Raw genomic sequence first — 25,765 nt, 5'->3', positions numbered from 1 at the left:
CTCCTTCTACCTATTCGTTTTTTTTGAAAAACGGTATTACAGTTTTCCAGACAAAAATTATATTTTTAATTCAGGGGAATCAGCACTTTTTATGACAAAATGGTAACAACGATTTTTACCTATCTCTTGGAAGGAGCTATGTCACGTGAAAAAGACCGTTCTCGCCCTCACGACGCTCGCTTTGGTCGGTACCACAATTCCGGTTTCAGCCGCGTCAACGACACTGACTTTGACGGATAACGTCAACATTCGCACGGCTGCCTCGACTTCCGCGAAGGTCATCACGACTCTAAAAAAAGGTACGAAGCTGACAGCTGTCAAGAAAGTCAACAGCTGGTATGAAATCCGCTATCAGTCGAAACCAGCTTTCATTACTTCAGCATACGTCAAAGCAACGACGGAAAAGGCTCCGACAACTACGACCTACATAACGAACACCGATGCCGTCAACGTCCGGCAAAAAGCAACGACGAGTTCGAAATCACTCGGAAAACTAGCAAAGAATACTGTCTTGACTGTTCAGAAACAATCAGGTGATTGGTACCAAATCACATATAAGAAACAAACGGCCTATGTCCATGCGACGTTAGTCAGTAAAAAGACATCAAACGTCATGACGGATTCCAAACCACCAGTGACGACTCCCGTCAAACAAGTCGTTAAAGCGGTCGATCGATCGAAAGTCTACACGGTTAATGCGAAGGAAGGCTTGAATGCTCGGACTGCTGCAGCGACGAATGCAAAAATCTACAAGACATTACCGCATCAGACGGTTCTTGATGTCACAGGTGCCGTTGATTCATGGTACCAAGTCAAGCTCGACGGAAAAGAAGCATATGTCGCTTCGACCTATGTCAAAGCTTCAACAAAAGCATCACCACCAACAACGCCGACGACGCCTGGAGTCTCTTTGACGCCGGTTGATGCTTCGAAGACGTATCGCGTCAACGCACCAACTGGATTGAATGTCCGTACGTTACCTTCGACGTCGTCTAAAGTCTTCACACAAGTCGGACACGGTTCGACAGTCAATGTCACGGGTGAAACGACAGGAAAAGATAGCGGCTGGTACCAGATCAAGATTGGAACTGGTCTTTACTATGTCGCGAAGAGTTACATCACGACGGGATCCGTCACGACGACGCCTCCGGTCACTCCAACGACACCCCCGGTAACGACCGTTCCAGGTTCAACATTGATGGAACGTGCGATTTCGATTGGGCAACAATATCTTGGAACGCCATATCGATGGGGGTCAAGTAGTCCAGTCAACGGTGGCTTCGACTGCTCTGGTTTCATTAATTACACGTTGAATGCTGCTGGCTATTCTGTCGGACGGACGAACGTCAACGGTTACTGGAACGATGACCGTTATCTTGGGGTAAAGCTTTCGAAACTTCGTCAGCCAACACGCGGCGATATCATCTTCTTCGAAAACACGTATGCCGCTGGTCCAACACATATCGGCATCATGCTGAACAACGACCAGTTCATCCATGCGAATGAACCAGCTCTTGGCATCAGCCGTCTTTCAGAACGTTACTGGACACAAAAACTATTAGGCTTTAAATCACTTTAAGACATTTTTCATCCATCCCTCGGGGTGGATGTTTTTTGTCTTACCGCTTCTCTTTTGGATATACTGGATATGGAAAGGATGTGTCTGCATGTCTTATAAAACACTTTATATCCGGCTGCTCTTTCTTACCTTATTGATTTTTGGTGGTTCGATGTTGCTACACTACATCCAGACGGGAGACGTCTACATCGGACACCTCGTCGTTTCCATCCTTGCATGCGTCTTTTTGCTTTTTAGACTAACTAGATCCTCACACGAACAGGCATGAAGCGCACTTGCTTCATGCCTGTTTTTTCGTCATTGAACATTAACCAACGCTTTTATCTCGCGTTCGAGCTCACCTTTGAGTCGCTCACTTTGAAGTTCATCTTTCAATCGCAAGACATCCTCTAAGCGTTCCTGACCAACCCCTCGTTGCATCGCCAGAACGAGCGTCTGAAGCATCATCGCTTGATCAAACCCACTTGCTGCTAGCCACGCATCTTGCATCTCCCATATCTTATCGACGCTCTGCTGAAGCGTCTGATTCGGTAATTCGATACCGTTCACAAGGAGATGGACTTCGAGTTGTCCGATGTAATGCTTCGCGTCATCGATCGCTACAGTAACGAGTCTTTCCCACGCCATCTGCATGCCGTTCGTATCATTTTCGAAAATCGCGATGAGTCCTTTCGTCAAATCAACTTCGATCCGTCCAACGGCAGTCGTTTCACTAAATGCAAAAAACTGTTCCAATCGATCAAACTCTTGCTGTGATTGTTCGATTTCTCCTTCTAGATATAAAAACAGTCCGAGGAAACGTTGAAACGAAATGACATGATAATAGACATCTTGCTCTCGCATGTACTGAACCCCTTCACGCAATAGCGCGATCGCTTCTGCGTAGTGATCATCGAACAGACTCGCACGGAGCGCACGAAGGATTTGAAGCTTTAAATAGGTTTTCGGCGCAAGTGGAATCTCGCGTGGGACGTCCATAATTTCAATCAGCTCATAGGCTTCCTTCGTCCGTTTGAGATTGAATAAGAAGTAAACTTTCGAGATTTGAACGAGCAGCTGCTCATCTTGACGACCGAGCTGTTGAAAAACTCGCTCCGCCTTCTCGAAATATGTTAAACCGAGCTCTGGATCCGTCGTTCGGAAGGCATCACCATATTCCTGAAAGACCTGTCCTTGCCAGTAAGAGTTTGTCTCTGGAACTAAATATGGGCGCAGAATTTCCTGAACTTTTTCGTCCGAATGATACGGGGTATCCCGCGAACGGATTGTTTCGATAAGTTCCCGCATTTGAACATCGCGTGGATCGAGCATTAATTCTTCGACCGTCACCTGTAAGCGTCTAGCAATCGCCTGTAATGCGGGAACAGACGGCGTCGCTTTCCCATTCTCGACCATACTGAGCATCGACTTCGTGATGATACCGGTCGCAACGTCCGTTTGCGTCATTTTTTTCTGTTTTCGGATCTGTTTGATACGTTCCCCTAACACACTGGTCACTCCTTTTATCCTAAAAGTTAAATCATATTGAACTTTATCTTTACATTTTTCTTCCACTCCTTTATTCTACACTAAAGTTCAATAAAATTTAACTCTGAAGGAGTGAACATGATGTCATTTAATTTAAAACGTGTCTTATTTGGAAAGTTTTGTTCGTTATTTGCGGCTAGTCTATTCACGTTCGTCGCCGGACTAACCGTCTTACGAGAAACGTCATCTGGTTTTCAGTTCGCGCTCGTCTTGCTTGCAGGATCGGTGCCACGGATTTTGCTCTCACCGATTGCTGGTGTCCTTGCTGATCGCTGGAATCGGAAACGCATAATCGTCACGACCGAGAGTCTAAGTGCACTCGTCTTATTTGGACTCTTGCTCTATTCGCTACAAGCTCCGTTACATACTATTCATTACATCGTCGCGAGTGTCTTCTTAACGAGCCTGTCGACGTTCCTGTCCGTCACCTTATCAAGTTCGTTACCGCGACTCGTACAAGAAGAGGAGTTACAACGCGGGAACGCACTCTTCTCGACGATTCAATCGACCTCAACGATCACTGCTCCACTCGTTGCGGGACTGCTTATCGCCACTGTCTCCATCACGCAATTCTTGATCTTACCGTTTCTCTTGTTTGCTTCTGCTGCCTGGTGGAATAGCCGCCTCCGCTTTCTTGCAGTCGATACCTCTCCTCTGGTTACTACCGATACTCCGTCTTTCATCTCGGAGTTTAAAGAAGGCTACCGCTATCTGTTCCGTCAACCAGTATTGACGACACTCGTCCTGATGGCGATCGTCCTGAACTTCTTTTTTGTTGCTTTCGAAATCTTGTTACCGATTATTTTGCTCGATCGACTGCAATTCACACCATTTCGGTTTGGACTGGTCGAGTCCGCACTAGGTGCCGGTCTTCTCGTCGCTTCGTTGCTTCTTGCCTTACCTCGCTTTACGGTGAAACGTCCGTTACGCACGATATTCGAGTCGCTCTTTTTAATCGCCTCTTGTTATGCGCTTCCTGCACTTGCTTTACTCGGCTACGTTCCCTCTGCTCTACTACTACCCTTTTTCATGATTCTATTGTTCATCGACGGCATGCTCGTCTTACGGATGAACATTCCGCTACAACTCATCGTGCAAAAACAGACTGATCCAGCTTACCTCGGGCGTGTCATCGGTGTCCTTGAATCGGTCGCCATGGCGATGATGCCGATTGGTACCCTATTGTTTGGTTTACTGAGTGATCATGTGTCTATCATCGTGCTACTTACAGTCGGTACAGTCGGCTTGTTCGGTGCAGCGTTATTCGGATTCTTCCGATTGCGTAAAGACATCGTATCCGAACGCATTCCAGTAGTAGACGCAAAAAACACGTCCTCCCTCACTTCGTGAGAAAGGACGTGCGTATAAATCAGACTGTCGCTTTGACAGCGTCCATGATTAATTTTAATGATTGTTGTTTTGCTTGTTTGTCTGCGATCATCGAAGCAATCATTACTTCGTCTGTCCCGTATGAATCGGCAAGCTCTTGCAATTGTTTCGCAACGGATTCCGGGTTACCGACGATCATCCGTTTCCGATTTTCAGCAATCCGGAACTGATCTTGGAACGTATACGGATACGCTGCTGCTTCTTCCGGTGTCGGCGTTCCTGTTGACGAGACCCCTTTTTCGAGTAAGAGCAGAGATAAATCAAGGCTTGACGCCAAACGTTCTGCTTCTTCCGTCGTTTCGGCACATGTCACGAAGATCGAAACGAGTGTTTGTGGTGTCTCATTAAACGACGTCGCCATGAAATTATGACGATAGTAATCCATTACTTCCTGACCACCCTGTCCATTGATGAAGTGAGCAAAGGCAAATCCGAATCCGCGTTGTGCGGCGTTCAAGGCACTACCACCACTTGATCCGAGCAACCAGCCTTCTGGTGTCGTATCGACTTCTGGTGTGGCGACGAGTCCCGCGAACCGGTGTCCGGCAGGTGCCCCGTCTTTCAGGTAGTCGACGAGATCATCAAGTTGCTCACCATAATCAGCTCCACCAAACCGTGGCGACGAACCTTCTTGTAACGCACGTGTCGCAAGCGGCATACCGCCCGGTGCCCGACCGAGACCGAGATCAATCCGGTTCGGAGCAAGTCCTTCGAGGACACGGAAGTTCTCCGCAACTTTGTAGGCACTGTAATGTGGCAACATAACACCGCCTGAACCAAGGCGAATCTGTTTTGTCACGGCTGCCATATACGCGATCAAGACTTCCGGACTTGAACCGGCTAGTGTTTTGGCAAAGTGGTGCTCGGATACCCACAGGCGATGATAACCGAGTTCGTCCGCGATTTTCGCGAGCTCGACCGTTTCGTGTAAGGCATCAGATGGGGATTGTCCTTTAGAGACCGGGGATTGGTCTAAAATACTAAGTTTCATGTATGTCTCTCCTTTTTCTTTCAAATGCGTACCTACACTGTACGCCTCCTCGTTGTACCGTGCAACGAAACTGCTTCTTTCCGTCATGGGGACGTTTTCATTTTGAAATTCAGGGAACAATGCCTAAGTGAGCATAAAAATCTAACGAATGAGGTGGAGTCACATGTCAACCCATACTACGAATCAAGAAGCAGTCGAAACGATCAAGAAACTGATCGATAAAATCGAAACAGCGATGCTGACAACGATTTCAGCAGAAGGACTCGTATCGCGTCCGATGCAGACACAGGATATCGAATTTGATGGCGACCTCTGGTTCCTCACTTCAAAAGAAACGGACAAGTATCAAGAATTACTTAAGAATCCGAGTGTTAACGTCGCGTACGTCGACAAATCATACGTCTCGATTCGTGGAACAGCAGAACTCGTCGAAGACATCGAACGAAAAAAAGAGCTCTGGAGCCCACGTTACGAAGCATATCTTGGAACGACATACGAAGATCCGAAAGTCGTCTTGATCAAGGTCAACACGGAAGCTGCTGAGTACTGGGAAACAGGAAACACGACAAAGTCCGTCAAACAAGTCTTGAAGAAAGTCGTCGGCAAAGACGATGAGAACGAAATCAATAAAACAGTCGACTTGTCTTGACGAGTTAAACCCGCGCAGCTTGCGTGGGTTTTTTCATGTGAAGATAGTCGTTTTTCTCAAAATGATGTAACATAATAAAATGAACTAATACGTAACTTAACTAAAAGGAGTACAATCATGGGAGAATTTTTTACGTTATTACGCCGGGGTAACCGGTCTGCGTTGACGGCAGGCATCGTCAACTCTATCATCGCCATCATCAAGGCAATTGCCTACGTCCTGACGGGAAATGTCGCGATGTTCGCCGAAATGATGCATACGCTCGGGGATGCTGCCAATCAATTTTTCGTCTTCATCGGTTCTGCCCTCAGTAAAAAAGCACCGACGAAACGGTTCCCGAACGGATTTGGTCGTCTCGTCAATCTCGTCTTGTTAGGCGCAATCCTCTTTGTCGGCATCATGGCCTACGAAACGATTCATGAAGGGATTGCCCACATCATCGAACCTACAGAATCGACAGGCTTCTGGATCACGTTATCCGTTTTATTCGCAGGGGTCGTCTTAGAAAGTGGTGTGTTCTTTAAAGCAATGCAGGAAATCGCGCATGATGCGAAACTGGACTCAAAAGGACCACGCCTTATCCTCGACAGCTTCCGGTCACTGAAACAAGCAAAACCAGCGACACGCCTTGTGTTCCTTGAAGACTTAGTCGCAACGGCTGGCGGGATCGTCGCGATGATCGCCGTCATCATCTCGCATGTGACACCGTTTCATCAGGCAGAAGGAATTGCTTCGATCCTGATCGGGCTGATGATGTTTTACGTCGTTGGAAACGTCTTCCTGCAAAACGCAGCTGGTGCACTTGGTGAAGCCGATGAGACGATGGCAGCACGTCTCGGCGGACTGATCATGAAAGACCCAGACGTCAAAGACATTAGTAAACTGGAAGTTATTAAAGAAGGCGATCATTTCCACGTCGAAGTTGAAATCGAAGTTGATCCGACGTTGACGATCGCTCAAGCAGACGACATCAAGGACCGCCTTGAACTGCAGATCCGTTTGCAACAAGGCATCATCGATGTGACGATCGGCTTTGACGAAGACGATAAGATTCAACAGTATGTCGTCGCTTCTGACGAGTCATGACACCGTTCACGCAAGATGTCCTGACCATCATCCGTTCAATCCCTGCTGGTCGGGTCATGACGTACGGGCAAGTCGCTCGACTCGCCGGTCATCCGCGTAGCGCACGACAAGTGGCGCGGATTCTTCACAGCATGAGTACGACGGAACGTCTACCGTGGCACCGCGTCCTTGCTGCTGGCGGAAAACTATCGTTCGAAGGCGATGAACAACGGCTAGCACTTGAAGCAGAAGGTGTCGAGTTCCTTACAATCCGTCAACTCGATTTATCGCGTTATCAAGTAAGAAGTGAATAGATGAAAAATAGAGGGATGACCGGTGTATGTACCAGTCATCCCTCTTTTTGTTGTTTTGAATCAAGCTTTTGACATACTCGAAGCCGCAGCAATTTGTCGACGTACTTCTGCTTCAAGCTGTGGTTCCGGTGGTTGCCAGCCTTCTGGTTTCATGACCTTTTGGTCAGATTCTCGGAAGATTGGTTTTCCGTCCGGTCCAAGCTTCGCCATATTGGCACGTTGAACGATCTCGAACAATGGAGCCGGATCAAGCCCGATCTCAACAAAGCTTCCCATGATGAAGTAGAGCGCGTCCGTCAATGCATCCCCTTGTCCAACGAGTCGTTCGACATCTGTTTCGGGTTGTTTCATCTGGAGCGATTTTTCGACCGCTGTATCAAGCCCTGACTTGAAATGTTCGATCGCCTCGAGGAACTCTGCTTCACTTGTCGCCGTTTGATGCAAGAACTCAACGACCGCTTCTTCCGCCGTCCAGGTCGAGCGTTTAATCCCACGATCGACCGTCATAGGTGTTGGCGTCGTTGCGCCAGGGTGTGAAAACACACGGTGGAATTCCTTTACGTCTTGATAATAATTTGTCATAACCGATCATCCCCTTTTACCGAATGTCTCCATTCTAACAGGTTCAGAACCGGAGTTCGACTCATTGATGAACGACGTCGAGTAATGCCATCCCGCGCGTGATTAATTCATCTCGCTGTTCGGACGTTGCTTTTAAACGCTCGAGATCAGCGACCAGACGTGGTTGGTCGACTTCATCCGCCAACTCAAGTAATTCGAGGCGGAGTAACCAAGCGTCCGGTAACTGGACGAGTGTCTGGTCGATCAGTTGCGGCAACCGTTCCCGACCAGCACGTCCTTCGCGAATCTCACGAACAACTTCAAAGATTGGATCAGCCGCTGTCAACGGACGCTCGATTCGTTCGAACTCGATCGTTTCTGGAATTGGCTTCAGTGCTTCAACTTCCGTTCCCGGGAATGCTGACGTGATGTCACCGACGATCAATTCCATCCGGTCCATCGTCATCGTTTTCCCATCGTTCGAGAGCGTTGCTGCTTCTAAGACGACGAGTGCCCGGTGACCATTGACGTTTTGAATTGCTGTGATGTCACCTGTGACGTGAACATTTCCTTCCGCCCAGTCGAGACGTTCACCGACTTTGACTTGCATCAATACTTCGTTCAATTCCTTGCCGTGAAGGAGTGTAAAGCCTTCCGGATGATCTGCAAGTCCTTGACCTGTCAACACTTCACCGTTTGCAGCCAGCGCTGTCGGTCCAGTCAGTTTGACGATATGCAGCGAATCGTGAATTTCTTGCGTTTCAGGAACACCGACGAGTGAGAGACCGCTGTCGAAAACGAGCGTCGACAGGTTGCCTGATTCAACGGCTTTCGTCAGTCCGTGGATGCCACCGCGAATGTAGGACATCGATTGAGCGAATTCTTCAAGTGCGTCGCGGAGTTGTTCAAACGATTCACAGACGAAGAGTTCTTTTTGCATGCTCGTCACGTCATGTTTCGTCGCAAGTGCTTTTTCAAGCGAGAATGGATGTTTAACGACCGCGTCCGTCAAACAATGGCGACTTTCACCGACTGATGATAGAAGACCTGCCCCGTAGATTTGTGGGTTGTCGATATCACCGATCAAACCGAATTCAACCGTCCACCAGAACAGACGTGAGATTTCGTTCGCTTCCGAAATCCCTTTGACGTGTGTCCGTGTCTCTGCAAGCTCAATTTCAGCTTGTTCGATATCGGCTGACGTCGAGAATGGACTCTCTTTGACGATCGTCAATTTCTTTAGTGCCTTGAATACGTCATGCTCGGCTTTATGATTAAAGGCATGTGCTCCGATCTCACCGAAGCGACGAACGAATTCCGCGTAGACCGGATTCATCAAGATCGGTGCATGCCCCGCTGCTTCGTGCAGAATATCCGGTGCTGGTGTATAGAGAATGTTATCGACCTTCCGGATGTCGGTCGCAATCGGTAATAAACCATGTCCTTGGAAATCGAAGAAGGCGACGCCAGGAATGAGACCATCGACAGCGACTGTTCCCCAGCCTCCACGGCTTAGGTTCGCCGTCATCTCACGTACATCTGGAATCCGTTCCGGGCTGATGCCCGATGCAGCAAGCCCTTCGAGGTATGCTGGATGTGCTGTATCTTGTAACGTATTTAAATTCAGTCGCATGACGTATCTCCAAACGGCATGATCTGTTGGCGTGTAGTCTTCGTAGTGCTGTGGTGCGACATGTGGACGTAAGTGACTTGGAATGATTGGTGTAGACATATGAGTTCCCCCTTGAATGAATGTAAGATAACAAAAAAGCCCCTGCCGAACGTATCGTTCGACAGGGGCGACGAAAGCCGCGGTACCACCCTGATTACCCAGTCATCAACTGAGTCACTCATGATTGGGATAACGGTTTGCTCCGCTCGCTTACGCAAGAAGCTCAGAAACTGTAATTCAACACCATCTGTGTACACGTTCGCAGCGCCACGTGCTCTCTGAAACAGGGAGATGGTCTTTACTTCGGTTTCATCATCGCTTAATCTTTCGTTCTGTTATGCTGTTATACTGTTATGCTTTTAGCAAGTAAAGTATCGTTAAGGAGGACTATACGCTTACTTTTTACTTTCGTCAATGGCTTTTTTACGTTTAAATCGATTAAATGTTTTATCACGGACTGATTTTTGTTCGATCGTCAATGATGTGATATGGCGACGAAGCCCACCATTGAGCCGTTTTTCAAAGGATTCGAGTTCTTGTATCCACTCGTTCATCGAGACGACGATCGGTAAAATTTCCATGATTACTTCTTCCTCGAGTTCATCACGGTCGAGAAAAGAGTGCTTGACGAAGGCAATGTTCTCTTTGACGAGATCCTCCATCGCGAGCGGTTCTTCCGTCAACAGGAGATCATATGTCAGCAAGACTTTCTCTTGTCGCTGGGCGATGTGCATCAAGTGATAGAACAGTTCACTTCGAAGATCGTCTGCAATCGAATCAAGTGCCTTCTCTCGTTCTCTGAAGCGCTCCGCCGTCGCGACGCCACGTTCGAGGCACGATTGCATATGTTTGAGGATCAGCAGGTTCCGTAGAAGCGAGGCATGCTTCTGACGCGTTCCTCTAATTTCTTCCTTGTGTAGGTTGAACAGGTTTTGTGTCTCAAGGAGCGAACGTCCCATCTTATCGATTGCTGCCCGATATGGGGTGACCTTGCCTTCAAAGGCAATTGCTCGCGTGACGACGAGTAGTTTCTCAAAGAGTTTCGTCGCTTTCTGGTAATAGACATTGCCGTAACGTGGCGGGAAAATCAACGCATTGATGCCGAGTGCACAACCGATCCCGAGCATGACGAGCAAGTAGCGGATCAAAACGACTTGCCAAAGTGGTTCGGTCGCAGTCGCGACACTTTCGAGAATGACGATGATCATCAAGACGACGTGTGGAATCGTCCGCCCGAAACCAAAAGCTAGCAAAATCGAAATTGCTGCCATGATGACGATCCCGATCGCAAGCGGATTCGCCGGGTTATCGCCTAAAATCCAAAGTGCGAGTAACGTCAAAAAGGCACCAATCAAGTTGGCCTCTGCTTCCTCGAGAAATTGTTTCCATGTCTGATAGACCGAAGGCAGGAGTGTCGTCGCTGCCGAGATCGCAGGCAGGATTGGGCTGAGGTTGAACAGGTTACTGATCAACAGCGCCAAGATGACCGCGAGACCTGTCTTAATGGTCCGTGGTCCGATTTGTAAGGATTGTCCACCCATGTCCATCCCTCCTTCTTATTCAGTATGCCCTCTATTCTTCACCGTTAGCCGTCAAAATTCAACAAAAAATCCCCTCCGCTTAAAAACGGAGAGGAGATTTAGGTGAATTATGATGCTTTCGTACCTGTTCCTTCTGTCATTTCCGCTTTCGCGACCGATTGGTCAACAAGCGGTTTTTTGAGGAAGGATAGGATTGCCGCACCGACGAGTGAACCGATGAGGATCGCACCCGCGTAACCGACGATTGCCATGACCGTACCTGATGGACCATCAAGTAACGGGAAGACGAAGATACCGCCGTGTGGTGCAGGGAGCAAGACGCCGAAGACGATCGTCAACGCACCAGCGATCGCTGAACCGATGACGCTTGACGGAATGACGCGCAGTGGATCGGCTGCAGCGAATGGAATCGCACCTTCAGTGACGAACGATGCGCCCATTGCGTAAGCAGCGATACCTGCTTCACGTTCTTGCGGCGTGAATTTCTTACGTGCGAACAATGTGGATGAGAAGGCAACGATGAGTGGTGGAACCATACCACCTGCCATGACAGCTGCCATGACTTCCGTGTTACCTGCTGTAAGAGCAGCTGTACCGAAAACGTATGCTGTTTTGTTGATTGGACCACCCATGTCGATTGCCATCATCGCTGCGACAAGCATACCGAGGAGGATTGCGTTTCCACCACTGAGTCCGTTCAATGAATCTGTGAGCCATGTCATGAACTTCGCAATCGGCTCATTGATGACGAGCAACATGATCATTCCTGTGATGAATGAACCAAACAGAGGATAGAGCAAGACTGGTTTGATTCCTTCAAGTGCTGCTGGAAGACCTTTGAATACTTTAACAAGCAAGAGTACGACGTACCCGGCAAGGAAACCGGCAATCAATCCGCCGAGGAAACCAGCGTTACCGTTGCTTGCAAGGAAACCAGCGATTAGACCAGGAGCAAGACCTGGTTTATCAGCGATCGACATCGCGATAAATCCAGCGAGGATCGGAATCAAGAGACCGAACGCGGCTTTCCCGATCGTCATCAATTGCGCAGCGAATTCATTGTACGATGGATCTTTTGGGTTCGCAGAGTTGATACCCCAGAAGAAGCTGATTGCGATCAAGAGACCACCTGCAACGACGAGTGGTAACATCGCGGATACCCCACTCATCAAATGTTTGTAGAATCCGCCACGAGCTGGTTTTGAGCTTTCGCTTGAACCGCTCGCTTTGTAGACAGGTGCATCCTGTTTGACGGCACGGTTGATCAATTCTTGTGGTTTCCGAATTCCTTGTGCAACTGGTACTTCAACGACGTGTTTACCGTTAAAACGATCCATCTCAACTGCTTTATCCGCTGCGACGATGATGGCTGTCGCATCGTTGATATCTTGTTGTGTCAAACCGTTCTTGACGCCTGTCGATCCGTTCGTCTCGACTTTGATACGGACACCCATCTCTTCCGCTTTTTGACGAAGGGCATCAGCTGCCATATACGTGTGTGCGATTCCTGTCGGACAAGCTGTGACGGCAAGGATATATGGTGCGTCTTGATCGACGTTGTCGCTTGAGACGTCAACTGGACCTTCTTCTTCGCGTTCCTTCGCTTCGATTGCTGCGATGACTTCGTCTTTCGTTTTAGCCGCAAGGATCGTATCGCGGAAGTTCATATCCATTAAATAAACGGATAGTTTCGAGAGTGTTTCAAGGTGTGCATTATCTGCGTTCTCACCCGCCGCAATCATGAAGAACAACCGACTTGGTTGACCGTCGAGTGCTTCGTAGTCAACGCCTGCCGAACGCCCGAAAGCGATTGCTGGTGTTTTGACCGCTGCTGTTTTTGCGTGTGGGATGGCAATACCTTCTCCTAAACCTGTCGTACTTTGCGCTTCCCGTGCGAGAATTGCTTCTTTATATGCCGAGCGATCGTTTAGTTTTCCTGCCCGATCGAGGACGTTGACGAGTTCATCGATGACAGCGGCTTTAGATGACGCTTGTAAATCAAGTTGAATCGTATCACGTGTCAAGAGATCAGTAATTTTCATGAGTAGTCACACTCCTTTTAGGATTGAATGAGTTCAACGACGTTGACGTCTACGAGGAGACGATCGATATCTTCTTTCGTACAAAGACCGAAGGAATAAGCAGACGCGCTGCCAGTCGTTACCGCATAGCGGAACGCTTCTTCTGGTGATTTGCCGAGCGCGTGGCTGGCGACGAATCCAGCGACGAGTGAATCTCCGGCACCGACGGAATTGACGAGCTTTCCTGCCGGTGTGTTTGCCGTGTAGGCACCTTGACGATTGACGAGCAGTGCTCCGTCTCCTGCAAATGAGATGACGACATTCTCGGCACCACGCTCGACGAGCTGTTGCGCGTATGGAACGGCCATCTCCTTCGAAGTAATCTCGACGTCGAAAATTTCACCGAGTTCATGGTGATTCGGCTTGATTAAAAATGGACCGAGCGGTAAGACTTCAAGCATCGCTTCCTTCGTCGTATCGACGGCGAAGCGGACGTTCCGTTCATTCAAGATCGTCGCGATATGACGATAGAGATCATGCGGTAGACTGCTTGGGATACTGCCTGCGAAGACGACGATGTCACCGGCTTGCATCGTCTTGAATCGGGATAATAAATGCTCCAGCTCTTCCGGTTGAATCTTCGGTCCCGCTGCATTCAGCTCAGATTCTTGATCGGCACGAATCTTTACGTTGATCCGCGTCTCATCTTGAATCGGTGTGAAGTCCGTTAACACGCCTCGTTTCTCGAGTTCCGTCCGGATGAATTGTCCAGTACTTCCTCCAAGGAATCCGAGTGCTTGTGTTTCTACCTCATAGTTTTTTAGGACGAGAGAGACGTTGATTCCTTTCCCTCCGGCCACTTTTTCCGCCTGTTCGACACGATTGACTTGTCCTGCCTCAAATACCGGTAACGTGACATAATAGTCGATTGATGGGTTGAGTGTCAGTGTATAAATCATTTCGCGTTCACCACCTCTGTGTATTGACTGTATTTCGCTGCTTGCTCACTGGATGTCGTCGTGATGATCGTCGCCGCTTGCAAGGACGCCACCCGACTGAAGCTGATCGCATCCAGCTTCGTCTCATCGACGAGTACATACGATTGTTTTGCTAATTCGATCGCTGTCTTCTTTACGAGTGCCTCTTCCGGATCTGGTGTCGTGAAGCCTTGTGCCGGATGAACACCGTTCATCCCAAGGAACGCGACATCAAAATGGTAAATCAACATTCCTTCACGTGCGTTGTAACCGACGAGTGCCTGCGTTGAATGCTTGAGTTGCCCTCCGACGACGAACGTCGGGATACGGTGATAGAGTAACGTGTTCGCTAGAGGAAGACTGTTCGTTACGACCGTAATCGCCTTCTCTTCGAGATACGGAACGATGGCAAGCGTCGTCGTTCCGGCATCGAGATAGACATACATACCGTCTTCAATCAGGTCGGCAGCCGCTCGCGCGATCCGTTCCTTCTCTTCGACATGCTGATCACTCTTCTCGAAGTAACTCAGTTCTTCAATTTGCAAATGGTTTGCTGTTGCTCCCCCGTGCACTCGACGCAGGTGACCTGCTGTCTCGAGTTGTGATAAATCCCGACGAATCGTGGATTCACTCGCACCGGTTTGTTCGACGATCTTTTGCATCTTGACGACTTCTTCTCGGGCTAAAAGCTCAAGGATGAGTTGATGGCGTTTTTTGGTTAACATAAGGTTTCCCTCCGCATCTTTAATATAAAGCGTTTACATATAAAAATCAATCAAAAACGTTCAAAATTTATATAAATTCTTTATAAAACGTTCAAAATACGACTTTTTTCGACATGAAACCGTTCTTATAGTTTCATTATACATCAAAAACGGTCATTTTATGACTGTTTTATTTTTTGAAATCAATCATTTTTTAAATTTTTGACGATTTTCACAAAATAAAAAACCACTTTCCAAAGTAATTTGGAAAGCGGTGAATGCAATTCAATCAATTCGGTCATCTTCGTTCACTGGACTTCATTTTGTAAACGACCGATTCCTTCAATCGATACTTCGACGACATCCCCTGTCTGAAGGTAGACCGGTGGTTTCATACCATGTCCGACACCAGCTGGAGTTCCTGTCGCGATGACATCTCCGGCTTCAAGTGTCATCCCACGTGACACTTCCACTAAAATCGTTACGACGTCACGCAACATTAAGGCGGTTGATCCTGACTGTCGGAGTTGCCCGTTCACACGTGTCTCGACGAGGACGTCACTTGGATCAAAGCTATCCGCTGAGACGATGACCGGTCCAAACGGACAGAACCCATCGAGTGATTTACCACGGAAGAACTGGACGTGTTCTTTTTGTAAATCCCGTGCCGTCACGTCATTGACAATACTGTAGCCAAACACATGATCAAGCGCATTTTCTGGTGTCAGATCACGCCCCGTCTTGCCGATGATGATGGCGAGTTCTCCTTCATAATCCAGTTGCTTCGTCAAATCCGCATGCCGTTCGATTGGTTCGAACGGACCGACGATCGACGTCGGTGCTTTCGTGAACAAGACGAATTTCCCTGCTCCCGCCGTATCCATCTCTTTGATATGATCAGCATAGTTCTTGCCGACGCAAATGACATTTCGTGCTGGTACATACGGTGCGAGTTGTCGCACATCCCCTTTAAGTAGTGGTGCGATATCTAAATCAAGATCAACATCAAACTCACGTGAAATCACTTCAAGCAATGAATCGGTGTAGACTTGCCCTGTTACATCATATGTAGTGCCCTGTTGTTCAACCCCGATGCCAACTTTTCCATCTTGCTCAAATCGAAACCATTTCATCTTAAATGCCCCCTTTATTTTTAGTATAGCGAAACGGATAACCCGTCGCACCTAACCTCTTCAGCCTATATTCAGTCCTAAAATCATTTTACTATTATTTTCAAAGATAGAGCACCATCTATACATGTTACTCAATCGTTCCTCGATCTTGTTGTTCGTTTTATCTGGTGAAAAATTATGAAATCATCCGTTATAAATAGTTATCTCATGAATCATATTGAACAAATAGTACATTTAAATATTGAAACATCCTAAAATTGTTTATTCTTGCGATAAGAAGTTAAACTTTTCTATAGGAATATGATCAACGTTTATTGAACAATTGTATTTTTCTAATATGTTTTGAAGTAATGGAAAAATGTCGTTCAAATTATTTTTTTGTTTAAAATCATCAATAACTTCAACATCAAAGTTCCATCGACATTCTTCTTTATCCTCTAAAAAACCACCCGCCACTATACATAACTCATCATACGTTTCTTGAGTAACTTCCTCAGATGAAATAAGGAGTGCCTTAATATAATTATCATCTCCGAATTCGTCTTCCGAGATTCCATCAATATTTTTTAAATAAGGAAAATCGTCAATTGTGCTAGGACGTTGATAATCAATCAGTATCATGCAATAAATAGGTGGTGTTAAATAACCAGTTCTCAAAAAATATGCTTCGACCGACCTTAAATTGATTATTCTATTCAGGTGGTAATTTTTCATTTAGTGAACCTCGTTTATTTATTAGAGTGAGTTTAATTAATATTTTTAACGTTAGTTCAGATAACTTTCTTTAATAGTTTACACCTTATCACATCATACAACTATCGGATATATAGTACTTATATGACTCGTCAAGATAATAGAAAGGGGTAGCATTCCCATGTACCTAGGAATGCTACCCCTTTGATAAAATTCATTATGCAATCCGTTGCGCTAATCGATCAACAAGAGCCTGAGACTCTTCATTTAATCCTACCAATTCAACTTTTTTGCCGAGTCGTTCATATTTCAAGACGACGTTCTCGATCGCTTCGATGGCTGAATCATCAAATAAGTGACACGCTGAGAAATCGAGCGTGATGATCGATGTTAGATCAGCATCGAGCTGGAACTGTTCCGCAAATGCAGTCGTCGACGCAAAGAATAACGGTCCACGGATCGTATAACGGACTCGTTCTGTTTGCTCCTCACGCTCGACTTGGATGCGAGAAATTTTTGACGCGAATAATAACGCTGCAAGCAAAATCCCGACAAGGACACCCATCGATAAGTCATGCGTCAATACCGTCACGAGCACGGTCGCGAGCATGACCGCAGAATCACTTTTCGGTGACGTCTTGAGCATCTTGAATGAGCCCCAGTCAAACGTCGCATACGAGACGAAGAACATGACACCGACAAGTGCTCCCATTGGAATCGTCATCAATAGATCGTTCATCGTAAACATCAATAGCATCAAAAACACACCTGCTGTCAACGTCGACAAGCGACCGCGTCCACCGGATGTGACATTGATGACTGATTGCCCGATCATCGCACAACCTGGCATTCCACCGAACATACCGGCGATAATGTTCGCAATTCCTTGTCCGCGCGATTCCATCGCTTTGTTCGACGTCGTATCCGTCATTTCATCAACGATTCGTGCTGTCAGTAACGATTCGATCAAACCAACGAATGCGAGTGACAAGGCATATGGGAAGATGATTTGAAGCGTCTCGAGTGAGAACGGGACATCTGGCAAGAAGAAGCTTGGTAACGCCGCTTCGATTTGTCCCATATCCCCGATGACACGGGTATCAAGCGAAAAGACGACTGTTAATACCGTCATGATCGTGATCGCAACAAGTGGCGCCGGAATCGCTTTCGTGACCCGTGGAAATAACAAGATGATGGCGAGTGACGCGGCGACCATCGCATACATAATCCAGTTTTGCCCTTCGAACTGTGGCAATTGCGCCGAGAAAATCAGAATGGCGAGCGCATTGACGAATCCGACCATGACAGCTCGAGGAATGAATCGTAATAACTTGGCAATTCCTAAAAAGCCGAACGCGATTTGTAGAATTCCGGCAAGTATACCGGCAGCTAGTAGATAATCAACACCGTGATCTTTGACGAGCTGAACGACGACGAGTGCCATCGCGCCAGTCGCAGCCGAAATCATTCCAGGGCGACCACCAGCAATCGAGATGACAATTGCAATGATAACGGAAGCGTATAGCCCAACCATCGGGTTGACACCAGCGATCAGCGAAAACGCGATTGCTTCCGGGACGAGTGCTAAGGCAACGACGATTCCGGACAACAAATCCGCTTTTGGTTGCAAGAACCACTCTTTTTTCCATTGAGTAAACATATGATGATTGAGACCCCTTTTCTAACATGAATGATCTCAGTGTAATGGGATTAGTTCCAAAAAGCAACCTTTTTAGGAAGTTTTAGTCCGAATGTGGGCAATCTCATCGACCATCGTTTTATAAGTCGCCATGATTTCCTGGCCCGCAAAGACCGGATCTTCATCCATCGTCTCGAGTGCCCGGCGCAGGAGATGGATTTTCGGTTTCTTACGTTCGAGCAATTCCTCATAGATGAAATCGAGAACTTCTTCATGTGCTTCCTTCGATTCTTCGGAAATCGAAGACAAGGTGATCAAACGCTTCATATGTGCGCTCGTCTTTTCGAATAAATCCTTCCGGATGACGACTTCATCTTGTGGACGATCGAGCCAGACCGATAGGAATCGTGGTGGAATCAACTGTTCCTCCGTCCGACTGACGTCTTCGACAAGATGCGTCAACCGATTGAACACATAGCGGACGACCCGTTCTGGTTGAGTGTTCGGCTCAGATTGACGGAAGAAGTACATTGCATATTGCAACATCCCCGTGTAAATGACTGCTAAATCTAGAAGGTACGGTTCCTTCGTCTGACCGAATAAATCACGTAATCGTTCGAACGTCCACTCGATCTCAAGAAGACGATTGTTTTCCATGAACGTCTTGAGTTCTTTTTCGTTCGAAGCAATGGCCTCTTCGAACAATGTATATAGTTTATATTTTTGCATCAATTCCAAATAACAGTTTCCTTGTTGAATGAACGTCTCGTAATCCGAGACATCCCGTCCGACGAGAATTTCCTTACGCGCGATCCGCATTTTTTCAAAGACGGTATTAAAGACATCAATGAATAATTCGTTTTTAGAGGAGAAGTAATTATAGAACGTCCCTTTAGAAACGTTACTGTGTTCGAGAATATCCTGAATGGATGTCGATTGATAACCCTTTTCGACGAATAGTTGATAGGCAGCATCTAATAATTGTTTCTTTTTTGGATTCATGGTCTTGTCCTTTTCTGTTCATAATTGGTTCGACAACCACTTATTTTAGTGTATGAAGCAAATAATTTGAACTCATTCGACTTCTGCTGGTAAGATAGCCAAGTCAGTCATAGAATTCAAGTCTAACATTTTAGACTCGTAGTACAAAAGGAGCATAACGAAATGCAATCAAGCAAGCAATCATCACGACTTTATTTAATTTTAGCTGTCCTCATGGCAGGTGCGTTCGTTGCGGTCCTAAACTCGACGTTACTCAACATCGCCTTACCGTCGATCATGAAATCGTTCGGTATTCAGGCAAGCACCGCCCAGTGGTTGACGACGGGATATATGCTCGTCAATGGAATCATGATTCCGACGTCAGCATTCCTCGTCCAAAAGTTCTCAACGCGTCAACTGTTCTTGACGGCGATGACATTGTTCTCACTCGGAACGATTATCGCCGGACAAGCACACATCTTCCCGCTTCTACTCGGTGCGCGCATGATGCAGGCGTCGGGTTCTGCGATCATGATGCCACTGTTAATGAACGTTCTCTTGACCGGTTTCCCAATCGAAAAGCGTGGGCAAGCGATGGGAATCTTCGGACTCGTCATCACCTTTGCTCCAGCAATCGGACCGACATTGTCCGGGTGGATTCTTGAACATTATGAGTGGCGGATGTTGTTCCATCTCGTCACACCGATCGCATTGCTCGTACTCTTCACGGGTGCCTTCTTATTGAAGAAAGAGACGGTTCAAAGTTCACTTAAGCTCGATTTGTTCTCACTCGTCCTTTCAAGCTTCGGCTTCGGTGGTTTGTTGTATGGATTTAGTTCCGCCGGTTCTGCCGGATGGGGATCTTGGACGGTCATCGGATCATTGATCATCGGTGTAATCAGTTTGACTTCCTTCATTATACGTCAATTCATGCTCGAAGAACCGATGCTTGAGTTCGGTATTTTCCGGTATCCGATGTTCGCTTTATCGCAAGGGATTTCAATGGTCTTGAACATGTCAATGTTCTCCGCGATGATCTTGATGCCGATCTACATCCAGACAATTCGTGGCATCTCACCATTTCACTCTGGTCTCTTGATGTTACCGGGTGCGATCGTTATGGCGATCATGTCACCAATAACAGGTCGTCTCTTCGACCAATTTGGTGCTCGCATCCTTGCCATCATCGGCTTATCACTGACTGTCTTGACGACGTTCTCATTCAGTCAGCTAGCTGCGGATACGTCATACGCGTTCCTCGTCATCATGTATACGTTACGTTTCCTTGGAATCTCGATGGTCATGATGCCGGTCATGACGAACGGATTGAATCATATTCCACAACATTTGACACCTCACGGGACGGCATTAAACAACACGTTGTCACAAGTATCGGGTGCGATTGGTTCAGGTCTGCTCGTGACGATCATGACATCGCGGACGAAACACCACGTTCCGGAACTCGCTTCACAACCTGAAGCTGCAAATCCGGAATGGTTGCAGATGCAGGCGATGATCGAAGGAATCAATGATACGTTCTTTATCGCGACGTTACTCGCACTTGCTGCTTTGATCTTATCGTTTTTCATCAAAAAACGACGGACAACGACACTCGCAGTCGTCGAATCCGTCGATCAAGAACAAAAATATGCATGATTTGATTCTCCCCTGTCTAAAAAGATGGGGGAATTTTTGTCTAATCCAAACGTTTGTTTAAATGCTGTCGATCATACATTCGTTGATTCGTACTCCCCCGAAAGCTTGTCGTTCGGTCAAGTTTCGATAGGATGAACGGACCATCAATCAATCCATCTAGTCGGCGTAACAAGGGGTGCCATTCTCGGTGCTTGATGATCTCTTCCAACACATAGCCCGTATACAAGATCACTTCATAGTCTGGTCCGAGTCGTTCTAGTAGCCGATAGAGCGCTATTGCTTGTAACAACGGTTCCCCACCGGATAGCGTCAGGCGCCGGTGACCGGTTGCTTGAATCCGTGCGACCGTCTCGTCAATTGTCCAAGCTACGCCACCTGCAGGATCCCAGGAGGACGGATTATGACAGCCGGCACAGTGATGCGGACAACCGGCAAGAAATAACACCGTTCGTAAACCGGGACCATCGACGACGGAGTCAGGAAGAAGCGAGAGGACCCGTAACATCGTGTTTCACCCGATTCTGCTCTTCTGCCCGTTTCGCTTCATTCCAGCGGTCCAGCGTACCGACGAGATATCCGGTGATGCGCCGAATGCGTTCGATCGATCCACTCCCGCAAACCGGACATTGATCCTCGATCGTCTGCTCCGTTCGGCAATCAAGACAACGATCGACGGGATGATTGATTGATCCATAACCGATTCCAGCCTCCGCCATTAAACGAACGATGTCTTCGATTGCTTCCGGATTTCCAGCAAGCGCACCATCCGTCTCGACATAGGTGATATGACCGCCATTACATAATGCATGGAACGGGGCTTCGAGTTGAATCTTCTCACGGATCGTCACGGGCGCATCGACAGGAATGTGAAAGGAATTTGTATAATACGGTCGATCTGTCACTCCTTCGATCTCACCAAAGTCACTTACATCGCGACGTGTGAACTTACCGGATAATCCTTCGGCCGGAGTTGCGAGTAAACTAAAGTTCAACCCTGTCTGTTCGCCAAAATTGTCGACTACCGTCCGCATCGCTTGAATCAATGCAAGACCAATCCGGTGTGCTAGTTCGGAATAACCATGATGACTCCCCGTCAGAACGGACAAACATTCAGCAAGTCCGATGAAGCCGACCGCTAACGTCCCGTGTTTGAGGACCGGACCTACCTGATCCGTATTTCTTAGCGTCTCACCGTCTTTCCAGACGTGTTGATATAAAAATGGAAACTCGTCAGCCGTTCGACTTGCCTGGAACTCATACCGTGCGATGAGTTGCCGGCATGCAAGTCTTGTCGTATCTTGGACGACTTCGAACATTTGATCGACGGTTTGACTCTGGAGTGCCAAACGGACGAGATTGATGCTCGTGAAGGATAAATTACCACGACCTGTGACGGACGGTATGTCTCCACGATCCTCGAATACACGGGTCCGGCATCCCATATACGCGACTTCCGCTTTTCCCGGTTGCTCCTGGTGATTAAATGGTGCATCGAGAAATGCAAAGTTGGGAAACAATCGCTTTCCTGTTACCCGTGTAGCGAGTTGAAACAAATCATAGTTTGGGTCCATTGGTGACAGATTGATTCCTTGTTTCACTTTATAGATCTGAATTGGAAAAATCGGTGTCTCACCCTTGCCCAGCCCACGCTCCGTCGCTGTTAGCAAGGCACGTTGGAAGAGCCGCCCTGCATACGTCGTATTCGTTCCGTAATTGACGGATAAAAACGGAACCTGTCCACCACCGCGCGAATGCATCGAATTCGTATTATGAATGAATGCTTCACATGCTTGAAACGTTTTTTCATACGTCTCCTGCCATGCATGTCGCTCCCGCTTACGCCGCTTCCAATGCGGAACGAGGTCATTTAGTTTCGTCCATTCCCGTTGATAGGTCTTTTCGACGAACGGTGCTAAATCATCATCAAAGGTTGCGAAGGCTTGTCCGCCATGCTGCATGTTTTGATTCGCCTGGACGATGATTGCCGCAAGGGCGAGGGCAGAACGAATGTCTTGCGCCGGACGGATCGAACCGTGCGTTGTCTGAAATCCGTTTGAGAGTAACTGACCGAGCGGAATTTGGGCACAAGTCGTCGTCCCAGTCACATAATAATCGGCGTCATGAATATACAAAATGTTGTCGTCAAGCGCCTGCAAGACATCTGCTTCGAGATGTCGTCGCATCATCTGCCGTGCTGCTTCCCCAGCAATCCGTTGTAACTTCGCAAGTGGTGTTTTGCCATCAATGTTTGCATTCTCTTGTTCGATCTCTTGCGGTGGTGTGAGTAACGCTTCTAAGCTCTCCATGATTCTTCTTCCTCTCACGCTTTTTTGTAATCACTATAGCGAGAGTACAGAAACGTTAGCAATCCCTGCACAATTTACGATTTTTTCAACTGTTTCAGCCGTTCTGTCATCAATCTGTTCGATTTATCGTTCAAATGTCTGCATCTTACTCGTTTTAGCCAAGCGCATGAATTTGGACGAATCTCACACGTGAAACGACAAAAAAGAAGAGGCGCATGATATCGCCTCTTCTTCGTCTCTTCATTCTGCTTCGAGTAACGCGTCCGTCGCACTTGGTAACTTGACCCGAAAAACCGTCCCTTCTCCCAAGATCGATTCGACTTCGATGTTGCCATCATGCGCTCGAACGATTTCCTTACAAATCGATAATCCAAGACCTGTTCCGCCGATTTTTCGGCTGTCTGAGTTATCGACACGATAGAACTTGCTGAATAGATGCGGCATCGAATGACTCGGAATCCCGATTCCGAAATCACGGACGCTTAGTTCAATCTGATTGTGCTGATGGGTCAGCGTCACAACGACATCCCCACCGTCCGGTGAGTATTTGACTGCATTATTCAATAGATTTCCAAGTAGCTGTTTCATACTGTTCGCATCTGCTTCGACCATAAAGTCCTGTTCGTCATTCAAATCAAGCTGCAGACTATGTTGTTCCGTCGCTGCTTGATAAAACTGAATTTGTTCCTTGACGATTTCTTTCAGATCAAAGATTTGTTTATCATACTCTTGCTTTCCTGACTCCATCCGCTGGACGTTCAAGAAGTCGCTGACGAGATTGGTCAATCGTTTCGATTCATCATGAATCGTTTGCAAGTATCGCTTGTTCCGCTCGGGATCCAGATCCCGTTTCAACATCAGCTCCGTAAAGCCATAAATCGAAGAGAGCGGTGTTCGAAGTTCATGCGAAACCGTCGAGACGAGTTCTGATTTGACCCGATCAACCTCTGTCTCAGCCGTGACATCACGGAAGACGAGGATCGTTCCTTTCGACTGTTCTCCATGCGCGATGGCTTCGGCATAAACTTGAATGAAATATTCACCCTGGTCGATCGACAAAGAGAACATGCCCTCAGGGATCTCACCCGATAAGACTTCTTCAAAGTACGCTTCAAAAGCTTCTTTCTGGTCCATCTGCTCGAACATCGTCTCTGGTCGGACTTCAAGAAACGTCATCGAGTCATTGTCTTCCTCGACCTGTAACGACTGGAAGATATCAAATAATGCCTGATTCCCTAAGATCGTCTTTTCCTCATGTTTGATATAAAGAATCGCTTCCCGAACGGAATTCAACAGTTGCGCCGTCTCTTTTCGTTCATATTCCATCTGTTCATAGAGTGACATCCGCATCAATGAAATGGCGATTTGTTTCGAAAATGATTCCAGTTCCGCCAAATCTTTTTGATTGAACGGCGCGTCAAAGCGCGCTAAATAGAGACAAGCAATCAATTCCTCTTTCGCCGGATCCATGATCGGAATGACTCCCTCATAGACATGATACGGATACTTGATAAGATCATCATTGGCGACCTTTTTCGAGGAATGCGCTGTCTCCTTTGAAATCATGACCCGTTTCAGCAGCAATGATTCTGTTTTTAAGCTCTCCTGCTGATCCTCTGTCATTTCCTTTGGAACGACTTGGGCGATCTCATTATTCTTGATCAGCAACAGGGCACCAAATTCCGTCTTCGTCAACCGGACGATCGTACTGATGACAGAAGAATAATCAAATAAACTCTCTTTTGAAGCAAGTGTTTCGATTAATTCGTTCCGATCTTGTAGATGCAACTCGTTCGTCCGAGTCACTTCCAAAGCGCGCTCAAGTTCGTCCTGCTTTTGCGTCAGTACTTCCTGATTGCGTTCCATTTCTTGATTCTTTGCTGACAGTTCCGCATGTTGTGATGAGATCGATCGTGCCATTCGGTAAAACGATGCCGTCAATTGACCGACTTCATTATGGCTGTCGACGTCATGCTCGAGCGAAATCGACTTTCCTTCCGCAAGACGACGACTTTTGACATTCAGTTCGCGGAGCTGTGACGTCACACGATGAATCAACGGACGGACGATGAACAATAGACAAAATAAAAAAACCATCAAGTTCAAAAACCAGAACCATTGTGTCTTTTGTAATTGATCGAGTACTTGTTCCTTCGTCCGACCGTCTGCATTGTCCACGTATAAATAACTGGCAACCGATGTGATGACACTTAGTGCAAAGACACTATAAAAAATTGCCATCAACTGTCTGCCTAACTTCTCAGTCATCCAGTGTTTCATGTTCATAAATCCTCCTAGCAGTATATTGCCCTTCGTTCAAGATTGTTTCCTCCTCATCTATTATCATCTAATGATTCCCGGAAACAT

The 25,765-nt window shown here is 47.2% G+C and carries 21 protein-coding genes and 1 other annotated feature; of the genes, 6 read left to right on the top strand and 15 right to left on the bottom strand.

Annotation, left to right across the window (positions count from 1 at the left end):
• Positions 1-145 precede the first annotated feature (145 nt).
• Entirely contained in the window at positions 146-1,579 is a 1,434-nt protein-coding gene (locus ASG02_RS02480) for a C40 family peptidase (protein WP_056060501.1), read from the top strand.
• Positions 1,580-1,876: 297 nt separating this feature from the next.
• Here the strand turns inward: ASG02_RS02480 and ASG02_RS02475 are convergent, their stop codons facing one another.
• Positions 1,877-3,067 (bottom strand): helix-turn-helix domain-containing protein, encoded by a 1,191-nt coding sequence (locus ASG02_RS02475; RefSeq protein WP_056060498.1) that lies wholly within the window; start codon positions 3,065-3,067, stop codon positions 1,877-1,879.
• A gap of 120 nt (positions 3,068-3,187) precedes the next feature.
• Here ASG02_RS02475 and ASG02_RS02470 point away from each other — a divergent pair, with 120 nt between their 5' ends.
• Positions 3,188-4,456, top strand: a complete 1,269-nt coding sequence (locus ASG02_RS02470; RefSeq protein WP_082478641.1) for an MFS transporter — start codon at positions 3,188-3,190, stop codon at positions 4,454-4,456.
• A 19-nt stretch (positions 4,457-4,475) separates the two neighbouring features.
• Here the strand turns inward: ASG02_RS02470 and ASG02_RS02465 are convergent, their stop codons facing one another.
• Complete coding sequence (locus ASG02_RS02465) at positions 4,476-5,486, bottom strand: LLM class flavin-dependent oxidoreductase (RefSeq protein ID WP_035408770.1); 1,011 nt, start codon at positions 5,484-5,486, stop codon at positions 4,476-4,478.
• A gap of 163 nt (positions 5,487-5,649) precedes the next feature.
• Between ASG02_RS02465 and ASG02_RS02460 the strand changes: the two genes are divergently transcribed.
• The 3 genes from ASG02_RS02460 (at position 5,650) to ASG02_RS02450 (ending at position 7,514) form a co-directional block, all read left to right on the top strand.
• Complete coding sequence (locus ASG02_RS02460) at positions 5,650-6,135, top strand: pyridoxamine 5'-phosphate oxidase family protein (RefSeq protein WP_056060493.1); 486 nt, start codon at positions 5,650-5,652, stop codon at positions 6,133-6,135.
• A 117-nt stretch (positions 6,136-6,252) separates the two neighbouring features.
• On the top strand, positions 6,253-7,221 hold the full coding sequence (locus tag ASG02_RS02455) for a cation diffusion facilitator family transporter (RefSeq protein WP_035408776.1): 969 nt from the start codon (positions 6,253-6,255) through the stop codon (positions 7,219-7,221).
• Positions 7,218-7,514: an MGMT family protein gene (locus ASG02_RS02450; protein ID WP_056060490.1), complete on the top strand. Its 297-nt coding sequence runs from the start codon at positions 7,218-7,220 to the stop codon at positions 7,512-7,514. Before ASG02_RS02455 ends, ASG02_RS02450 begins: the two co-directional genes overlap by 4 nt.
• Before the next feature lie 60 nt (positions 7,515-7,574).
• On the opposite strand, the gene ASG02_RS02445 is transcribed toward ASG02_RS02450, so the two are convergent.
• The 10 genes from ASG02_RS02445 to ASG02_RS02400 all read right to left on the bottom strand — a co-directional run bounded on the left by ASG02_RS02445 (position 7,575) and on the right by ASG02_RS02400 (position 19,457).
• The gene (locus ASG02_RS02445) at positions 7,575-8,096 is read right to left on the bottom strand and encodes a hypothetical protein (RefSeq protein ID WP_056060488.1); all 522 of its coding nucleotides are present in this window, start codon (positions 8,094-8,096) and stop codon (positions 7,575-7,577) included.
• A 61-nt stretch (positions 8,097-8,157) separates the two neighbouring features.
• Complete coding sequence (locus ASG02_RS02440) at positions 8,158-9,807, bottom strand: aromatic amino acid hydroxylase (protein WP_056060485.1); 1,650 nt, start codon at positions 9,805-9,807, stop codon at positions 8,158-8,160.
• Between the two features lie 60 nt (positions 9,808-9,867).
• Positions 9,868-10,072: a binding site (T-box leader), on the bottom strand.
• Positions 10,073-10,142: 70 nt separating this feature from the next.
• On the bottom strand, positions 10,143-11,288 hold the full coding sequence (locus tag ASG02_RS02435; protein WP_035408788.1) for an aromatic acid exporter family protein: 1,146 nt from the start codon (positions 11,286-11,288) through the stop codon (positions 10,143-10,145).
• 107 nt (positions 11,289-11,395) lie between these two features.
• Positions 11,396-13,330 (bottom strand): fructose-specific PTS transporter subunit EIIC, encoded by a 1,935-nt coding sequence (locus ASG02_RS02430; protein ID WP_035408791.1) that lies wholly within the window; start codon positions 13,328-13,330, stop codon positions 11,396-11,398.
• 17 nt (positions 13,331-13,347) lie between these two features.
• Complete coding sequence (gene pfkB / locus ASG02_RS02425; RefSeq protein WP_035408794.1) at positions 13,348-14,268, bottom strand: 1-phosphofructokinase; 921 nt, start codon at positions 14,266-14,268, stop codon at positions 13,348-13,350.
• Complete coding sequence (locus ASG02_RS02420) at positions 14,265-15,011, bottom strand: DeoR/GlpR family DNA-binding transcription regulator (protein ID WP_035408796.1); 747 nt, start codon at positions 15,009-15,011, stop codon at positions 14,265-14,267. Before ASG02_RS02420 ends, pfkB begins: the two co-directional genes overlap by 4 nt.
• Positions 15,012-15,298: 287 nt before the next feature.
• On the bottom strand, positions 15,299-16,123 hold the full coding sequence (locus ASG02_RS02415; protein WP_035408799.1) for a fumarylacetoacetate hydrolase family protein: 825 nt from the start codon (positions 16,121-16,123) through the stop codon (positions 15,299-15,301).
• A gap of 261 nt (positions 16,124-16,384) precedes the next feature.
• Positions 16,385-16,837 carry a hypothetical protein gene (locus ASG02_RS02410; RefSeq protein WP_056060482.1) on the bottom strand — a complete coding sequence of 151 codons (453 nt, stop codon included), beginning with the start codon at positions 16,835-16,837 and terminating at the stop codon, positions 16,385-16,387.
• A 196-nt stretch (positions 16,838-17,033) separates the two neighbouring features.
• Positions 17,034-18,476 carry a SulP family inorganic anion transporter gene (locus tag ASG02_RS02405; RefSeq protein WP_056060479.1) on the bottom strand — a complete coding sequence of 481 codons (1,443 nt, stop codon included), beginning with the start codon at positions 18,474-18,476 and terminating at the stop codon, positions 17,034-17,036.
• 72 nt (positions 18,477-18,548) lie between these two features.
• Entirely contained in the window at positions 18,549-19,457 is a 909-nt protein-coding gene (locus tag ASG02_RS02400) for a TetR/AcrR family transcriptional regulator (protein WP_056060478.1), read from the bottom strand.
• A gap of 162 nt (positions 19,458-19,619) precedes the next feature.
• Here ASG02_RS02400 and ASG02_RS02395 point away from each other — a divergent pair, with 162 nt between their 5' ends.
• The gene (locus ASG02_RS02395; protein ID WP_056060474.1) at positions 19,620-21,092 is read left to right on the top strand and encodes a DHA2 family efflux MFS transporter permease subunit; all 1,473 of its coding nucleotides are present in this window, start codon (positions 19,620-19,622) and stop codon (positions 21,090-21,092) included.
• Between the two features lie 40 nt (positions 21,093-21,132).
• On the opposite strand, the gene ASG02_RS02390 is transcribed toward ASG02_RS02395, so the two are convergent.
• The 3 genes from ASG02_RS02390 to ASG02_RS02380 form a co-directional block, all read right to left on the bottom strand.
• Entirely contained in the window at positions 21,133-21,597 is a 465-nt protein-coding gene (locus tag ASG02_RS02390; RefSeq protein WP_035408815.1) for a 4Fe-4S single cluster domain-containing protein, read from the bottom strand.
• Entirely contained in the window at positions 21,569-23,398 is a 1,830-nt protein-coding gene (locus ASG02_RS02385) for an anaerobic ribonucleoside triphosphate reductase (protein ID WP_035408818.1), read from the bottom strand. Before ASG02_RS02385 ends, ASG02_RS02390 begins: the two co-directional genes overlap by 29 nt.
• 240 nt (positions 23,399-23,638) lie before the next feature.
• Entirely contained in the window at positions 23,639-25,678 is a 2,040-nt protein-coding gene (locus ASG02_RS02380) for an ATP-binding protein (protein WP_056060471.1), read from the bottom strand.
• Positions 25,679-25,765 lie beyond the last annotated feature (87 nt).

This window comes from Exiguobacterium sp. Leaf196, from assembly GCF_001423965.1.
Classification (GTDB): Bacteria; Bacillota; Bacilli; order Exiguobacteriales; family Exiguobacteriaceae; genus Exiguobacterium_A.
The sequence above is the reverse complement of the archived record's forward strand: the minus strand, read 5'-3'. Positions and strand labels throughout refer to the sequence as shown.

Bases quoted from the DNA above. Each gene is read 5' to 3' on its own strand.
- ASG02_RS02420 (WP_035408796.1), bottom strand. From the start codon at position 15,011: ATGTTAACCAAAAAACGCCATCAACTCATCCTTGAGCTTTTAGCCCGA.
- ASG02_RS02415 (WP_035408799.1), bottom strand. From the start codon at position 16,123: ATGAAATGGTTTCGATTTGAGCAAGATGGAAAAGTTGGCATCGGGGTT.
- ASG02_RS02465 (WP_035408770.1), bottom strand. From the start codon at position 5,486: ATGAAACTTAGTATTTTAGACCAATCCCCGGTCTCTAAAGGACAATCC.
- ASG02_RS02385 (WP_035408818.1), bottom strand. From the start codon at position 23,398: ATGGAGAGCTTAGAAGCGTTACTCACACCACCGCAAGAGATCGAACAA.
- ASG02_RS02455 (WP_035408776.1), top strand. From the start codon at position 6,253: ATGGGAGAATTTTTTACGTTATTACGCCGGGGTAACCGGTCTGCGTTG.
- pfkB (WP_035408794.1), bottom strand. From the start codon at position 14,268: ATGATTTATACACTGACACTCAACCCATCAATCGACTATTATGTCACG.
- ASG02_RS02460 (WP_056060493.1), top strand. From the start codon at position 5,650: ATGTCAACCCATACTACGAATCAAGAAGCAGTCGAAACGATCAAGAAA.
- ASG02_RS02445 (WP_056060488.1), bottom strand. From the start codon at position 8,096: ATGACAAATTATTATCAAGACGTAAAGGAATTCCACCGTGTGTTTTCA.
- ASG02_RS02435 (WP_035408788.1), bottom strand. From the start codon at position 11,288: ATGGGTGGACAATCCTTACAAATCGGACCACGGACCATTAAGACAGGT.
- ASG02_RS02430 (WP_035408791.1), bottom strand. From the start codon at position 13,330: ATGAAAATTACTGATCTCTTGACACGTGATACGATTCAACTTGATTTA.
- ASG02_RS02390 (WP_035408815.1), bottom strand. From the start codon at position 21,597: ATGTTACGGGTCCTCTCGCTTCTTCCTGACTCCGTCGTCGATGGTCCC.
- ASG02_RS02440 (WP_056060485.1), bottom strand. From the start codon at position 9,807: ATGTCTACACCAATCATTCCAAGTCACTTACGTCCACATGTCGCACCA.
- ASG02_RS02380 (WP_056060471.1), bottom strand. From the start codon at position 25,678: ATGAAACACTGGATGACTGAGAAGTTAGGCAGACAGTTGATGGCAATT.
- ASG02_RS02470 (WP_082478641.1), top strand. From the start codon at position 3,188: ATGTCATTTAATTTAAAACGTGTCTTATTTGGAAAGTTTTGTTCGTTA.
- ASG02_RS02450 (WP_056060490.1), top strand. From the start codon at position 7,218: ATGACACCGTTCACGCAAGATGTCCTGACCATCATCCGTTCAATCCCT.
- ASG02_RS02395 (WP_056060474.1), top strand. From the start codon at position 19,620: ATGCAATCAAGCAAGCAATCATCACGACTTTATTTAATTTTAGCTGTC.
- ASG02_RS02405 (WP_056060479.1), bottom strand. From the start codon at position 18,476: ATGTTTACTCAATGGAAAAAAGAGTGGTTCTTGCAACCAAAAGCGGAT.
- ASG02_RS02410 (WP_056060482.1), bottom strand. From the start codon at position 16,837: ATGAAAAATTACCACCTGAATAGAATAATCAATTTAAGGTCGGTCGAA.
- ASG02_RS02400 (WP_056060478.1), bottom strand. From the start codon at position 19,457: ATGAATCCAAAAAAGAAACAATTATTAGATGCTGCCTATCAACTATTC.